General features: G+C 68.1%; 12 protein-coding genes and 2 tRNA genes. 9 read left to right on the forward strand and 5 right to left on the reverse strand.

All coding sequences use genetic code 11. The features are described from left to right. Positions 1-28: 28 nt before the first annotated feature. The gene (locus ACT89H_RS01430) at positions 29-583 is read right to left on the reverse strand and encodes a TetR/AcrR family transcriptional regulator (RefSeq protein WP_445106638.1); all 555 of its coding nucleotides are present in this window, start codon (positions 581-583) and stop codon (positions 29-31) included. A gap of 142 nt (positions 584-725) precedes the next feature. Between ACT89H_RS01430 and serA the strand changes: the two genes are divergently transcribed. Further along, a complete protein-coding gene (serA, locus tag ACT89H_RS01435; protein WP_445106639.1) occupies positions 726-2,324 on the forward strand; it encodes a phosphoglycerate dehydrogenase in 1,599 nt (532 codons plus the stop codon). Positions 2,325-2,568: 244 nt separating this feature from the next. Beyond that, positions 2,569-3,576 (forward strand): 3-isopropylmalate dehydrogenase, encoded by a 1,008-nt coding sequence (locus tag ACT89H_RS01440; protein WP_445106640.1) that lies wholly within the window; start codon positions 2,569-2,571, stop codon positions 3,574-3,576. Positions 3,577-3,718: 142 nt separating this feature from the next. Here ACT89H_RS01440 and ACT89H_RS01445 read toward each other — a convergent pair whose 3' ends face one another. Continuing rightward, a complete protein-coding gene (locus ACT89H_RS01445; protein ID WP_445106641.1) occupies positions 3,719-4,900 on the reverse strand; it encodes an MFS transporter in 1,182 nt (393 codons plus the stop codon). Positions 4,901-5,121: 221 nt separating this feature from the next. Here ACT89H_RS01445 and ACT89H_RS01450 point away from each other — a divergent pair, with 221 nt between their 5' ends. The 4 genes from ACT89H_RS01450 to ACT89H_RS01465 all read left to right on the forward strand — a co-directional run bounded on the left by ACT89H_RS01450 (position 5,122) and on the right by ACT89H_RS01465 (position 7,802). Then, the gene (locus ACT89H_RS01450) at positions 5,122-5,895 is read left to right on the forward strand and encodes a fumarylacetoacetate hydrolase family protein (RefSeq protein ID WP_445106642.1); all 774 of its coding nucleotides are present in this window, start codon (positions 5,122-5,124) and stop codon (positions 5,893-5,895) included. Positions 5,896-5,908: 13 nt separating this feature from the next. Further along, positions 5,909-7,396, forward strand: coding sequence for a glutamate--tRNA ligase (gene gltX, locus ACT89H_RS01455; RefSeq protein ID WP_445106643.1), 1,488 nt, complete (start codon positions 5,909-5,911; stop codon positions 7,394-7,396). A gap of 115 nt (positions 7,397-7,511) precedes the next feature. Beyond that, positions 7,512-7,583, forward strand: a tRNA-Gln gene (locus ACT89H_RS01460). A gap of 146 nt (positions 7,584-7,729) precedes the next feature. Continuing rightward, positions 7,730-7,802: transfer RNA gene (locus ACT89H_RS01465), tRNA-Glu, on the forward strand. A gap of 760 nt (positions 7,803-8,562) precedes the next feature. Here the strand turns inward: ACT89H_RS01465 and ACT89H_RS01470 are convergent. From ACT89H_RS01470 to ACT89H_RS01480, 3 genes are all read right to left on the reverse strand, one after another. Beyond that, positions 8,563-8,742, reverse strand: a complete 180-nt coding sequence (locus ACT89H_RS01470) for a DUF5302 domain-containing protein (RefSeq protein ID WP_445106644.1) — start codon at positions 8,740-8,742, stop codon at positions 8,563-8,565. Between the two features lie 147 nt (positions 8,743-8,889). Then, positions 8,890-9,390 carry a pyridoxamine 5'-phosphate oxidase family protein gene (locus ACT89H_RS01475; RefSeq protein WP_445106645.1) on the reverse strand — a complete coding sequence of 167 codons (501 nt, stop codon included), beginning with the start codon at positions 9,388-9,390 and terminating at the stop codon, positions 8,890-8,892. 33 nt (positions 9,391-9,423) lie between these two features. Next, complete coding sequence (locus ACT89H_RS01480; RefSeq protein WP_445106646.1) at positions 9,424-10,125, reverse strand: IclR family transcriptional regulator; 702 nt, start codon at positions 10,123-10,125, stop codon at positions 9,424-9,426. Positions 10,126-10,280: 155 nt separating this feature from the next. Here ACT89H_RS01480 and leuC point away from each other — a divergent pair, with 155 nt between their 5' ends. The 3 genes from leuC (at position 10,281) to ACT89H_RS01495 (ending at position 13,161) form a co-directional block, all read left to right on the forward strand. Further along, on the forward strand, positions 10,281-11,702 hold the full coding sequence (gene leuC, locus ACT89H_RS01485) for a 3-isopropylmalate dehydratase large subunit (RefSeq protein ID WP_445106647.1): 1,422 nt from the start codon (positions 10,281-10,283) through the stop codon (positions 11,700-11,702). Positions 11,703-11,741: 39 nt separating this feature from the next. Next, positions 11,742-12,350, forward strand: coding sequence for a 3-isopropylmalate dehydratase small subunit (gene leuD / locus ACT89H_RS01490; RefSeq protein ID WP_445106648.1), 609 nt, complete (start codon positions 11,742-11,744; stop codon positions 12,348-12,350). A gap of 157 nt (positions 12,351-12,507) precedes the next feature. After that, complete coding sequence (locus tag ACT89H_RS01495) at positions 12,508-13,161, forward strand: HU family DNA-binding protein (protein WP_445106649.1); 654 nt, start codon at positions 12,508-12,510, stop codon at positions 13,159-13,161. Positions 13,162-13,196 lie beyond the last annotated feature (35 nt).

Below are 13,196 nucleotides of genomic sequence, written 5' to 3' on the forward strand. Positions count from 1 at the left end.
AGCATTGTGTAACAGACGTATTCGGTGCTCAGATCATGGCGCGCAGGGTGCGCTCGACCCGTTCCAAGGGTTCCCGGCTGCGCTGCGCACGGGCCAGCAGCAGTGCGCCCTCCACCATCGCGAGCACCGCGGCCGCCAGATCGTCCGCGTCGTCGCGGCCATCGGCTCGCAGCCGGATCCGCAGCGCCTGCTCCCACGCGGTGTACGCGGCGGCGCACTCGGCCTGGATCGGATCGTTCCCTGCCGCGACGTCCAGGGTGACGGTGGCGACCGGGCAGCCTTGTTGCCAGCCGGATGCTTCCAGTCGGTCGCCGAACGCTCGTAGCAGCCTGCTCGCGGCCGCGGCGGCGTCGCCCGGCTCGATCGTGTCGATCAGCGTCGCGATCTCCGTGCCCGCCTGGGCGATCGCCGCCGCGACCAACTCGTCCTTGCCGCCGGGAAAATGGAAGTACAGCGATCCGCGTGGCGCCCCGCTGGCCGCCAGGATCTGGTTGAGCCCGGCGCCGTAGTAGCCGTGCCGCTGCATCAGCGTGCGCGCCGCGTCGACGAGTTTGCCGCGAGTCTCGGTGCCTTTGACGCCCATTCGCTGACTGTAGACCGGTCTGCATATTCTCACCAGAGCAAGGACTGGGGACGGCTGCCCACCAGGTGGTAGCCGAGACGGAAATCGGGCGCACTAAGCTGGTCGGCGGTAATTGCCGACCCCATCCCCAGGAGTACTCCACGTGAGCCAAGCAGGCCGTCCTGTAGTTCTGATCGCCGACAAGCTCGCCCAGTCGACCGTCGACGCGCTCGGTGACGGAGTCGAGGTCCGGTGGGTCGACGGACCCGACCGCCCGGCCCTGCTGGCCGCGGTGCCCGAGGCCGACGCTCTGCTGGTGCGGTCGGCGACCACGGTCGACGCCGAGGTGCTGGAAGCCGGGAAGAATCTGAAGATCGTCGCCCGCGCGGGCGTCGGCCTGGACAACGTCGACGTGCCCGCAGCCACCGAGCGCGGCGTCATGGTCGTGAACGCGCCCACCTCGAACATCCATACCGCCGCCGAGCACGCGGTCACCCTGTTGCTGGCCGCCGCCCGCCAGATCCCCTCCGCGGATGCCACCTTGCGTGAGCGCACCTGGCAGCGCAGCAAGTTCAACGGCGTCGAGATCTTCGACAAGACCGTCGGCGTCATCGGCCTCGGCCGCATCGGTCAGCTGTTCGCCGCGCGTCTGGCCGCCTTCGAGACCAAGATCGTCGCCTACGACCCCTACGTGTCGCCCGCGCGCGCCGCGCAGCTGGGCATCGAGTTGCTCACCCTGGACGAGCTGCTCGAGCGTGCCGATCTGATCTCGATCCACCTGCCGAAGACCCCGGAGACCAAGGGCATCATCGGTAAGGAGGCCATCGCCAAGACCAAGCCCGGCGTGATCATCGTCAACGCCGCTCGCGGTGGCCTGGTCGACGAGGCCGCCCTGGCCGAGGCCATCAAGTCCGGCCACGTGCGTGCCGCCGGCCTGGACGTGTTCGAGACCGAGCCGTGCACCGACAGCCCGCTGTTCGACCTGCCGCAGGTCGTGGTGACCCCGCACCTGGGCGCCTCCACCGCCGAGGCCCAGGACCGCGCGGGCACCGACGTCGCCAAGTCGGTGCTGCTGGCGCTGGCCGGTGAGTTCGTGCCGGGCGCGGTGAACGTCACCGGTGGCGCCGTCGGCGAAGAGGTCGCTCCCTGGCTGGACATCGTCCGCAAGCAGGGCGCCCTGCTCGGCGCGCTGTCCAACCAGCTGCCGGTCAGCGTGGAGGTGCAGGTGCGCGGCGAGCTGGCCGCGCAGGAGGTCGGCGTGCTGGAGCTGTCCGCGCTGCGCGGCATCTTCTCGGCACTGGTCGAGGACCAGGTCACCTTCGTCAACGCGCCCGCGCTGGCCAAGGAGCGGGGCATCACCGCCGAGGTCACCACGGCCACGGAGAGCCCGAGCCACCGCAGTGTCGTCGACCTGCGCGCGGTGTTCGGCGACGGCAGCACCCTGAACGTGGCGGGCACGCTGACCGAGCCGCAGCTGGTGCAGAAGATCGTCAACATCAACGGCCGCAACTACGACATGCGCGCCGAGGGCCTCAACCTGGCCATCCTGAACTACGAGGACCGGCCGGGCGCACTGGGCAGGATCGGCACCAAGCTCGGCGAGGCCGAGGTGGACATCCTGGCCGCGCAGTTGACCCAGGACGTCGACCGGGAGGGCGCCACCGTGGTGCTGCGCGTGGCCCGCGAGGTGCCCGCGGAGGTCCAGGCCGCCATCGGCGAGTCCGTCGGTGCGGCCAAGGTCGTCCAGGTCGATCTGTCCTGACTCGACCCGGGGCGCAGCGCCCCCGAGGAACGCGGAATCGGCGCCGCGCACGGAAGTATTCGTGCGCGGCGCCGGTCTCTTCGTCAGGGCGCGTCCCCGCGCCCGGTGCTCGGCGATCCGGCCGCGCCGAGTACCGTGACGGTGCTGCGATCACCCGGCCGGAATGGCGTGCGCACGCCGACGGTCGCCTCCGGGCCGCACGGTGCGGCGGGCGCGACCGGCACTATCGAACGGAGCATTTGTCATGAAGCTTGCTGTCATCCCGGGCGACGGGATCGGGCCCGAGGTCATCGCCGAGGCGCTCAAAGTGCTCGACGCGGTCGTGCCCGGCGTCGAGAAGACCGAGTACGACCTCGGTGCACGCCGCTACCACGCGACCGGCGAAATCCTCCCGGATTCGGTGCTGCCCGAGCTGAAGCAGCACGACGCGATCCTGCTCGGCGCGATCGGCGACCCGTCGGTGCCCAGTGGCGTGCTCGAACGCGGCCTGCTGTTGCGCACCCGGTTCGCGCTGGACCACCACGTCAACCTGCGGCCGTCCACCCTGTTCCCGGGCGTGATCAGCCCGCTGGCCGGTAACCCCGAGATCGATTTCGTCGTCGTGCGCGAGGGCACCGAGGGTCCGTACACCGGCACCGGCGGCGCGATCCGCGTCGGAACCCCGCATGAGGTGGCGACCGAGGTCAGCACCAACACCCGCTTCGGCATCGAGCGCGTGGTGCGCTACGCCTTCGCCAAGGCGCAGGCCCGGCGCAAGCATCTGACGCTCGTGCACAAGAACAACGTGCTCACGTTCGCCGGCTCGCTCTGGCAGCGCACGGTGGATGCGGTCGCGGCCGAGTTCCCCGAGGTCACAACGGCTTACCAGCACATCGACGCCGCCACCATCCACATGGTCAACGACCCGGGCCGCTTCGATGTGATCGTCACCGACAACCTCTTCGGCGACATCATCACCGACCTGGCCGCCGCAGTGAGCGGTGGCATCGGCCTCGCCGCCAGCGGCAACATCGATGCCTCCGGCACCAATCCGAGCATGTTCGAGCCGGTGCACGGCAGCGCCCCCGACATCGCGGGCCAGTCCAAGGCCGACCCGACCGCGGCGATCCTCTCGGTCGCCCTGCTGCTCAACCACTTGGGTGAGGCCGAGGCGGCCGCGCGCATCGAGTCGGCGGTCGCGAAGGACCTCGAGTCGCGCTCGGGCGCGGCCTCGACCGTGGAAATCGGCGACCGCATCGCGGCTACCCTCTGACCGTCGCACCGCAAGGTCCCGCTGCCGGCCCGGCAGCGGGACCTTCCTGCTTCGGCACCTTCGCCCCGATACGCCTACGGCGTCGCCCGAGCGAAGCGCGGCGACCCTTGGTTCAGGTACCGCAATCGTTCGATGCGCGAAACTAGTCGGGGTCGCGGGGGACCAGCGGGACTGCCGCGACCGCCGAGACTGCGGCCAGAAGGAAAGCCGCGGGGAAGCCGCTCGCGGTGATCAGGGCGCCCAACACGGGCGGCACCGCGGCCATGGCCAGGTTCTGCCCGGTGTTCTGGATGCCGAGGCCCCGGCCGCTCCAGTACGGGCCCGCGATCTCGGCGACCGCGGTGAAGGCCAAGCCGTTGTCGGAGACGGTGATCACGGACGCGGCGATCAGCAGTGGAATGGCGGCCCACCACCAGTGGGCCGATGCGGCAAGCGCCAGCGCGGCCATCGACAGCACAGCGGCGACGGCCACCGTGCGCAGCGGGCCCATCCGGCTACCGACGCGATCCGACCACGCGCCCGCGCCGATGCGGCCCAGGGCGCCGAGGATCTGTGTGACGGTCACCAGCGCACCCGCGGCGGGCACCGACCAGCCGACGTCGCGGTGCAGCCACAGCAGCGCGAATGTCCACACGGTGCCCTGCGGGACGACGAGCAGCACCGAGACCAGATGGATGCGCCACAGCATGGCGTTGTCGCGGTAGGGGTTGGCGCGCAATGCCGGATCGGCGGCGGACCGGTCAGGACGTGGCGGATCGACGATGCCCGCCAGGCACCCCATGGCCGCCACACCCGCCATGAGTGCGGGAACGAGGATGGCCGCGGGCACGCCGTGCGCGGAGGCGACAGCCGGAATCGCCAGGGCGCCGACGCCGACGCCCAGCGGCTGCGCGGTCTGCCGGATGCCCATCGCCAGCCCGCGCCGCTGCGGCGGGAACCAGCCGACGATCACCCGGCCGCTCGCGCCGTTGGTGCTGGCCGCCCCGACGCCGCCGAGGAACAGCAGCGCGCCCAGGGCGATGTCGTTGGTCGTCGCCGCCGCGGCGCAGCCGGCCACCAGCATCAGCAGCGGTCCGCCGACCAGCACCTTGCGTTCGCCGATCCGGTCGACCAGATATCCCCACGCGATCAGGGTGCACACCAGCGCCACAGTGGGCATGGCCACCAGTAGGCCTGCCGTCGCCAGGGGCATGCCGCGGTCGGTCAGCGCGGGTAGGAGAAACGGGACGCCGTGGATGAAAACCGCGCTCGAGGCCTGGGCGAACACGCCGAGGCCGAGCATGGACCAGCGCCGAACCTCGTCGATCTGTGTAACGGTCGCCATCGGCCTCACCTTGAAATCTCACTATTTGGTATCTCATTATTTGGGATATGATTCCCACTTTATGAACTACGCTGCTCACCGTACACCCGGCGGTGGCCCGATTCGACGGCTGTGGCTGTCGGGCTGCTCACAGCGCGCCGTCGCCGCCGGATCCCGGCAGTTTCCAAACCACTCGGTCGGGCGCGTTCGAGCAGGTGGCGGCGGGTCGATAGACTCCGGGCATGCGTCTAGGTCGAGTTGCCAGTCCCGATGGAGTCGCCTTCGTCAGCATCGAAGGCGACGGAAGCGACAGCGTGGCCAAGGAGATCGCGGAACACCCGTTCGGCACACCGACGTTCACCGGGCGGAGCTGGGCACTGGCCGACGTACGGCTGCTCGCGCCGATCCTGGCCAGCAAGGTGGTCTGCATCGGCAAGAACTACGCCGCCCATGCCGCCGAGATGGGCGGTCCCGCGCCCGCCGACCCGGTGATCTTCCTCAAGCCGAACACCGCGATCGTGGGGCCGAACGCCCCGATCATCCTGCCGCCCAGCTCCGCTCAGGTCGACTATGAAGGCGAGCTGGCGATCGTCATCGGCCGCCCTTGCAAGGACGTTCCCGCCGCCCGTGCCCTGGACGTGGTGCTCGGTTACACCGCCGCCAACGACGTCACCGCCCGCGACCAGCAGCGCCACGACGGCCAGTGGACCAGGGGCAAGGGCTACGACACCTTCTGCCCGCTGGGTCCGTGGATCGAGACATCCTTGGACCCTTCGGATCTGGAGATCGTAACCGAGCTCGACGGCGAAGTGCGCCAGCGCAGCCGCACCTCGCTTCTGCTGCACGACATTCCGAAACTCATCGAGTGGATCACCACCGTGATGACGCTGCTGCCGGGCGACGTCATCCTCACCGGCACCCCCGAGGGGGTCGGCCCGATGCGCGAGGGTCAGCAGGTGTCGGTGACCGTCGAGGGCATCGGAACCCTCACCAATCCCGTTGCCGCCAAACGCTGATCGAAAGAGAGCCATGACTGAAGTACGGGTCCGATTCTGCCCGTCACCGACCGGAACACCGCACGTCGGCCTGATTCGGACGGCGCTGTTCAACTGGGCTTACGCCCGCCACCACGGTGGCGCATTCGTCTTTCGAATCGAAGACACCGATGCCGCACGGGATTCCGAGGAATCCTATCGGGCGATTATCGACGCGCTGCGTTGGCTCGGTCTCATCTGGGACGAGGGTCCGGAGGTCGGCGGGCCGTACGGACCATATCGCCAGTCGCAGCGAAAAGATCTGTACCAGGACGTCGTCCAGCGTTTGCTGGAGGCGGGTGAGGCGTACGAATCGTTCTCCACGCCGGAGGAAGTCGAGGCCCGCCATCGCGCCGCGGGGCGCGATCCGAAGCTGGGTTACGACAACTATGATCGCGACCTGACACCGGAGCGGATCGAGGCGTACCGGGCCGAGGGCCGTCCCGCCGTGGTTCGGCTCCGGATGCCCGAGGAAGATCTGTCCTGGAACGATCTGGTGCGCGGGGAGACCACCTTCAAGGCGGGCAGCGTCCCGGACTTCGCGCTCACCCGCGGCACCGGTCAGCCGCTGTACACGCTGGTCAACCCCGTCGACGACGCGCTGATGCGGATCACCCACGTGCTGCGCGGCGAGGACCTGCTCTCCTCAACTCCCCGCCAGCTCGCGCTGTACGCCGCGCTGCGCCGGATCGGCGTCACCGATTTCACTCCGGAGTTCGGTCACCTGCCGTTCGTCATGGGTCAGGGCAACAAGAAGTTGTCCAAGCGTGATCCGGAGTCGAATCTGTTCGCCCATCGCGACCGCGGGTTCATCCCCGAGGGTTTGCTGAATTATCTCGCACTACTCGGCTGGGGCCTGTCCGAGGACCGCGATGTGTTCTCCATGGCGGAGATGGTCGAGGCCTTCGACATTTCGAAAGTTAATTCGAATCCGGCCCGTTTCGACCAGAAGAAGGCGGACGCGCTCAACGCCGAGCACATCCGATTGCTGGCGCCGGGTGATTTTGCCCACCGGCTGCGGGAGTATCTCACCGAACAGGGCCATATCGGCGCCGAAATCGATGAGAAGGTGTTCGCCGCGGCGGCGGAACTCGTGCAGACCAGGATTGTCGTATTGTCCGACGCCTGGGACCTCTTGCGTTTCCTGTTCGCGCCCGCGGAGGAGTTCGCGATCGACCCCGTGGCCGGGGCCAAGAATCTCGGTCCCGATGCGACCGGGATATTGCAGGCCGCTATTACCGCGGTGGAGCCGTTGACCGAGTGGACCACGGAAGCGATCGAGGCCGCGCTGAAAAAGGCGCTGATCGATGATCTCGGGCTGAAACCGCGTAAAGCCTTCACCCCGGTGCGGGTCGCGGTCACCGGATCGCATATCAGCCCGCCGCTGTACGAATCCCTGGAACTGCTCGGCCGCGAGGTCACCCTGGACCGGCTGCGCTCGGCGCTGGACCGGAAGGCGGGTCAGACCGGCTCCGAAGGCTAAAAATATGGCTTTGACCAGGCGATTTGTAGTTGACCCGTAGCCGTTTGGTACTCTTCTTCTCGGCCCGGAACACGGTCTCGAGTCATCCAGACGCGAGGCGGAACGACCTGGTCATTGGGGTATGGTGTAATTGGCAACACAGCTGATTCTGGTTCAGCCATTCTAGGTTCGAGTCCTGGTACCCCAGCGGAGTGTGTTGTAAGACTTCGGTTCGCGGCCGAAATCGCTCAACACCTGGCGATTTGGTCGCCGGGCCTCGGCCGGATAAACTAGCCGAGCCTCCTGATCGAAAGATCAACCACGGCGCTGCTCGCGAAAGCGAGAAGCAGTCCTGGCCCCGTCGTCTAGCGGCCTAGGACGCCGCCCTCTCAAGGCGGTAGCGCGGGTTCGAATCCCGTCGGGGCTACACGAGTGAAAGGCCCATGCTCATGGAGCATGGGCCTTTCTCGTTTCGCAACGGTTGTGGGTGCGACCTGCACGCCCGGAGGGCACGGCCCGGACTCCCGTGAAGGGCCTGCGCCCCGCGTGGACCGTGGTCGTCCGGTGGTGCGATCAGCGGTGGACCCGGGCCGCACCGGTGCGATGAGTCCCCGCGAGTGTGCCCGCTGGCCTGAGCACGGGCGGGACTGCCGGCTGTGCCGTGTCCCACCCTCTGGTGCCCGACGGTCGGTGCCCGGGTATACCTGCTCGCTTCCGCGGCCCGGCCAGACGATCCGACTCGTGCCTCGCCCACCTCCCCGGGAGAACCTGGGACTCGTCGCGAGTGCCTGGCCACGCCCGCCGACCACGCCTCGGCGCGGGACACGGCCGTCGGGACACCCAGGGCGAACTGTGCGGACACCCGCGCGACGTGCCGGGGTGGCCCTTCTCCGACACCCTACGGCGGCCACCGTAGTTTTCTCAGCGAGCGGCGCACCTCGTGTGACGAAGGCACGCGCGGGTCACCGGAACCGGACGGCCAGGGCTCCCGGACAGACCGAGTCGTGGCGGCACCGCGGCGTAGTGGGACCCGCGCCGGGTCGTGCCACCGCAGGGCCGTTCAAGCGTTCGTGGGCCGATCCGCGGGTGGCGGCACACAACGGCCGCCGGGCGCGCTGATCGCGGAGCCGTGGCAAAACGAAGGCCCTCCAGCGATCTTGCCGGAGGGCCTTCGCCGACTGCGCGGACTATCCGCTCTTGCGCCGGAATTCCCGCTTGTGGCCGACCGCGGCGTGCGCCGCGGACGCCTTCGGCCGTCCGTCGAGGTGGTCGGCCGCGCGGGCGTTGTTCTGGTTCTTGCGCTCCAGTGCTTCCCGGAACTTGCGCTTCACCTCGTCGGCGCCAGTGGACTTACCCGAATCCGCCATCGCTGCTCCTCGTCGTCGCGGCCGTGCGGCGCGTCCTCGCGGGCGGCGCTGCCCGGCCGATTGCTGTCGAACACCTGACGCTAGCCCGTGCGGGGTGGTTGTGTCAGTTGGATTTCGGGCGCGTCGCGCGAGCCGCTCACGCTCGGGTCAGTCCAGCGCCTGCGCCGTGGTGCCGCCGAGCGGCATCGCCGGAAGGCCGAGCTTGCGATGATCCCAGCTGCGTGTGCGCTCGGGCACCACGCGCACGGCGACCCGCTTGTTCAGCACGGCCTCCACCATCGGCCGCAGCTCTTCGCTGTACGGGCCGGTGTAGCGTTCCCACACGCTCACGCCGACGGCGAAGAGTTTCTCGGCGTCCTCGACGATCTCGGCGCGGCCCTCGATCGACACGCCCCTGAGCTGGTCGTAGGTGTCGCCCGCCTCGATCATGCAGGTGACCCGGGGGTCGCGGCGCAGGTTCACCGCCTTCTGCGATTTCGCCTTGGTCTCGAACCAGATTTCGCCGTCGAGGAGCGCGTACCACATCGCGGTCAGGTGCGGCGTGCCCGTCGGGCCGATGGTCGCCAGCGTGGCGACCCGGCTGCGCCGCAGGAACTCGGTGATCTCGGTGTCGGACATCACGATCTGTGCCCGTTGGTTGACTCCCATGGGCCAACTGTAGAGAGTCCGGACTGGTACCGGTTACAGGCGCTTGTGCAGGGCCTCGGCCGCCGCCACCAGATCCGCCGCCCACCGGGCGCCCGGCCTGCGGCCCATCCGATCGATCGGTCCCGACACCGACACGGCCGCGACCACGGCGCCTCCGGCATCGCGCACCGGCGCGGAGACGCTGGCCACGCCGGCGGCGCGCTCGGCCGCGCTCTGCGCCCACCCGCGCTTGCGCACCTCGGCCAGCGCGCGCTCGCCGAACACCGCGTCGGCCAGGATGGCGTGCTGTAGTTCCGGGTCGGCCCACGCCAGCAGTACTTTGGCCGCCGACCCCGCGGTGAGCGGCAGCCGTGCCCCGATCGGCACGGTGTCGCGCAGTCCGACGGGCGGTTCCAGCGCCGCCACGCAGACGCGGGAGTTGCCGTCGCGGCAGTACAGCTGCACGCTCTCGCCGGTGATCTCGCGCAGCCGGGGCAGAATGGCCGACGCGGCCTCGAGCAGTGGGTCGTCGGCGCTGGTCGCGAGCTCGGCGAGAGCCGGGCCCGGCCGCCAGGTGCCGTTGCTGTCGCGCGCGAGCAGCCGATGCACTTCCAAGCCGACGGCGAGACGGTGTGCGGTGGCGCGGGGTAGACCGGTGCGCGCGCACAGCTCGTTGAGACCCGAGGGATGCTCGGCTACGGCGTACAGGACCGCCACTGCTTTGTCGAGGACGCCGATGCCGCTATGCTGTCTCATAGAACGATACTAGCGTCTCGAATGTTGAGAAATCCACCTTCGCGGATTCGTCGTCTCGACGTTCGGACCAGGCGCAGCTATCCCAACTTGTGCAACCGTCGCCGCATCGGAGTCCAGATCGCGGAACGGCTGCTTCGTCCGAAAGGTGATCGACAATGGCCGAACCGCGCACGCTGGCCGAGAAGGTATGGGACCAGCACGTCGTCGCTCGCGGGGAGGGTGCGGGTGCCTCGCGCGAACCGGACCTGATCTACATCGACCTGCATCTCGTCCACGAGGTGACCAGCCCGCAGGCCTTCGACGGGTTGCGCGCCGCGGGCAGGCCGGTGCGACGGCCCGATCTGACGATCGCGACCGAGGACCACAACGTCCCGACGATCGATATCGACAAGCCGATCGCCGACCCCATTTCGCGCACCCAGGTGGAAACGCTGCGCCGCAACTGCGCGGAATTCGGTGTGCGGCTGCACCCGATGGGCGACCTGGACCAGGGCATCGTGCACGTGGTGGGACCGCAGCTTGGCCTGACCCAGCCGGGCATGACCGTGGTCTGCGGTGACAGCCACACCTCGACGCACGGCGCGTTCGGCGCGCTGGCGATGGGCATCGGCACCTCCGAGGTCGAACATGTGCTTGCCACCCAGACGCTCTCGCTGCGCCCGTTCAAGACGATGGCGATCACGGTGGACGGCGTCATGCCCCCCGGCGTGACGAGCAAGGACCTGATTCTGGCCGTCATCGCGAAGATCGGCACGGGCGGCGGCCAGGGCTACGTCCTGGAGTACCGCGGCGAGGCGATTCGGGCCATGTCGATGGAGGCTCGAATGACGATCTGCAACATGTCCATCGAAGCGGGCGCACGGGCCGGCATGATCGCGCCGGACGAGACGACCTACGAATTCCTCAAAGGACGGCCGCACGCGCCGCAGGGGGCCGACTGGGACGCCGCGGTGGCCGCCTGGGAGGCGCTGAAGACCGACGAGGGCGCCGTTTTCGACGCCGAGGTGCACATCGACGCGTCCGAGCTGACCCCGTTCGTCACCTGGGGCACCAACCCGGGGCAGGGCGCCCCGCTGGGCGAGACGGTGCCCGACCCCGCGGCCATCGCCGACGAGGTCGCCAGGGAGTCCGCGGAGAAAGCTCTGCGTTACATGGACTTGGAGCCGGGTACTCCGCTTCGACAAGTGCCGATCGACACCGTATTCGTCGGCTCGTGCACCAACGGACGCATTGAAGATTTGCGTGCGGTGGCCGGGATTTTGAAGGGACGCCATGTCGCCGACGGCGTGCGAATGCTGGTTGTACCGGGCTCGATGCGGGTGCGCGTACAGGCGGAAAAAGAAGGACTCGGGGAGATTTTCACCGCGGCGGGCGCCGAATGGCGGCAGGCGGGCTGCTCAATGTGCCTGGGAATGAATCCGGACCAGCTCGAACCCGGCCAGCGTTGTGCGTCCACCTCGAACCGCAACTTCGAGGGCAGGCAGGGTAAAGGCGGCCGTACGCACCTTGTTTCTCCCCTCGTAGCGGCCGCCACGGCGGTCCGCGGAACACTGTCGTCGCCTGCGGATCTGGACTGACCGCCCCCGATTCCCTCAATCAAACCCAGGAGATTCGTTATGGAAGCCTTCACCGTGCACAAGGGCATCGGGGTGCCGCTGCGCCGCTCCAATGTCGATACCGATCAGATCATCCCGGCGGTCTACCTCAAGCGTGTGACGCGGACCGGATTCGAGGACGGGTTGTTCGCCGCATGGCGGGCCGATCCCGACTTCATTCTGAACATCGCGCCTTACAACAGGGGTAGTGTCTTGGTGGCGGGTCCGGATTTCGGTACCGGATCGTCGCGCGAGCACGCGGTTTGGGCGCTGTCGGACTACGGCTTTCGGGTGGTCATCTCATCCCGGTTCGCCGACATCTTCCGCGGCAATGCGGGCAAGGGCGGTGTGCTCGCCGCTCAGATGTCACAGAACGATGTCGAAATGCTCTGGAAGTTGCTCGAGGAACAGCCGGGCTTGGAATTGGTTGTGGATCTCGAGGCGCGCACGGTGACGGCCGCAACCGTCGTGTTGCCGTTCGATATTGATGACTACACCAGGTGGCGTCTGCTGGAGGGATTGGATGACATCGGGCTGACGCTGCGTCGGGAGGACACGATCTCCCGGTTCGAAAAGGCAAGGCCAACATGGAAACCCACTACCCTCCCGGCACATATTTCGCAGACGTAATCACCCTCGCCGGTTAGCGGGTCAACCGGAGTTGCGGGTAGCTGGGCGTGTGCTAAACCACATGAATTTTGGCGTGGCACATAGACTCTTGCCCAAAGTGGGTTTACCGTGGTACCTAGTCGGTCCGACGACGGGCCATTAGTCTGCGGAGGATTCAATGAACAAGGCGGAACTGATCGACGTTCTGACCGAAAAGTTGGGTACGGACAGGCGCACGGCCACCGCGGCAGTCGAGCATGTGGTCGACACCATCGTGCGCGCGGTGCACAAGGGTCAGAGCGTCACAATCACCGGATTCGGTGTGTTCGAACAGCGTAAGCGTGCGGCTCGCGTCGCACGGAACCCGCGTACCGGCGAAACGGTGAAGGTCAAGCCCACTTCGGTGCCCGCGTTCCGCCCTGGCGCTCAGTTCAAGGCGGTGATCGCGGGTAAGCAGAAACTGGCCGCGACCGGGCCCGCCGTCAAGCGCGGGGTGAATGCGCCGGTGTCGGCGAAGAAGGCGGCGGCCAAGAAGACGGCGGCCAAGAAAACCGCCGCCAAGAAGTCGACACCGACCAAGGCGCCCGCCAAGACCACGGCCCGCAAGGCCGCCGCCAAGGCCCCGGCCAAGACCACCGCGCGCAAGACGACCGCTACCAAGACCGCTGCGACCAAGGCGCCCGCGAAGAAGACCGCGGTCGCGAAGAAGGCTCCGGCCAAGAAGACGGCCACCAAGGCCACGGCGGCCAAGAAGACCACCACTGCCGCCGCCAAGAAGACCACCGCGAAGAAGACCGCGGCCAAGAAGGCCTCGACTCGCGGAACCCGCTGATCTCGAGCCACCGCCGGATCGGCGCTGAATGCGCG

It is taken from the genome of Nocardia aegles, assembly GCF_052545135.1.

Coding starts and splice junctions, on each gene's coding strand:
- leuD (WP_445106648.1), top strand. CDS start 11,742: ATGGAAGCCTTCACCGTGCACAAGGGCATCGGGGTGCCGCTGCGCCGC.
- ACT89H_RS01495 (WP_445106649.1), top strand. CDS start 12,508: ATGAACAAGGCGGAACTGATCGACGTTCTGACCGAAAAGTTGGGTACG.
- ACT89H_RS01470 (WP_445106644.1), bottom strand. CDS start 8,742: ATGGCGGATTCGGGTAAGTCCACTGGCGCCGACGAGGTGAAGCGCAAG.
- ACT89H_RS01475 (WP_445106645.1), bottom strand. CDS start 9,390: ATGGGAGTCAACCAACGGGCACAGATCGTGATGTCCGACACCGAGATC.
- gltX (WP_445106643.1), top strand. CDS start 5,909: ATGACTGAAGTACGGGTCCGATTCTGCCCGTCACCGACCGGAACACCG.
- ACT89H_RS01450 (WP_445106642.1), top strand. CDS start 5,122: ATGCGTCTAGGTCGAGTTGCCAGTCCCGATGGAGTCGCCTTCGTCAGC.
- ACT89H_RS01440 (WP_445106640.1), top strand. CDS start 2,569: ATGAAGCTTGCTGTCATCCCGGGCGACGGGATCGGGCCCGAGGTCATC.
- ACT89H_RS01445 (WP_445106641.1), bottom strand. CDS start 4,900: ATGGCGACCGTTACACAGATCGACGAGGTTCGGCGCTGGTCCATGCTC.
- ACT89H_RS01430 (WP_445106638.1), bottom strand. CDS start 583: ATGGGCGTCAAAGGCACCGAGACTCGCGGCAAACTCGTCGACGCGGCG.
- leuC (WP_445106647.1), top strand. CDS start 10,281: ATGGCCGAACCGCGCACGCTGGCCGAGAAGGTATGGGACCAGCACGTC.
- ACT89H_RS01480 (WP_445106646.1), bottom strand. CDS start 10,125: ATGAGACAGCATAGCGGCATCGGCGTCCTCGACAAAGCAGTGGCGGTC.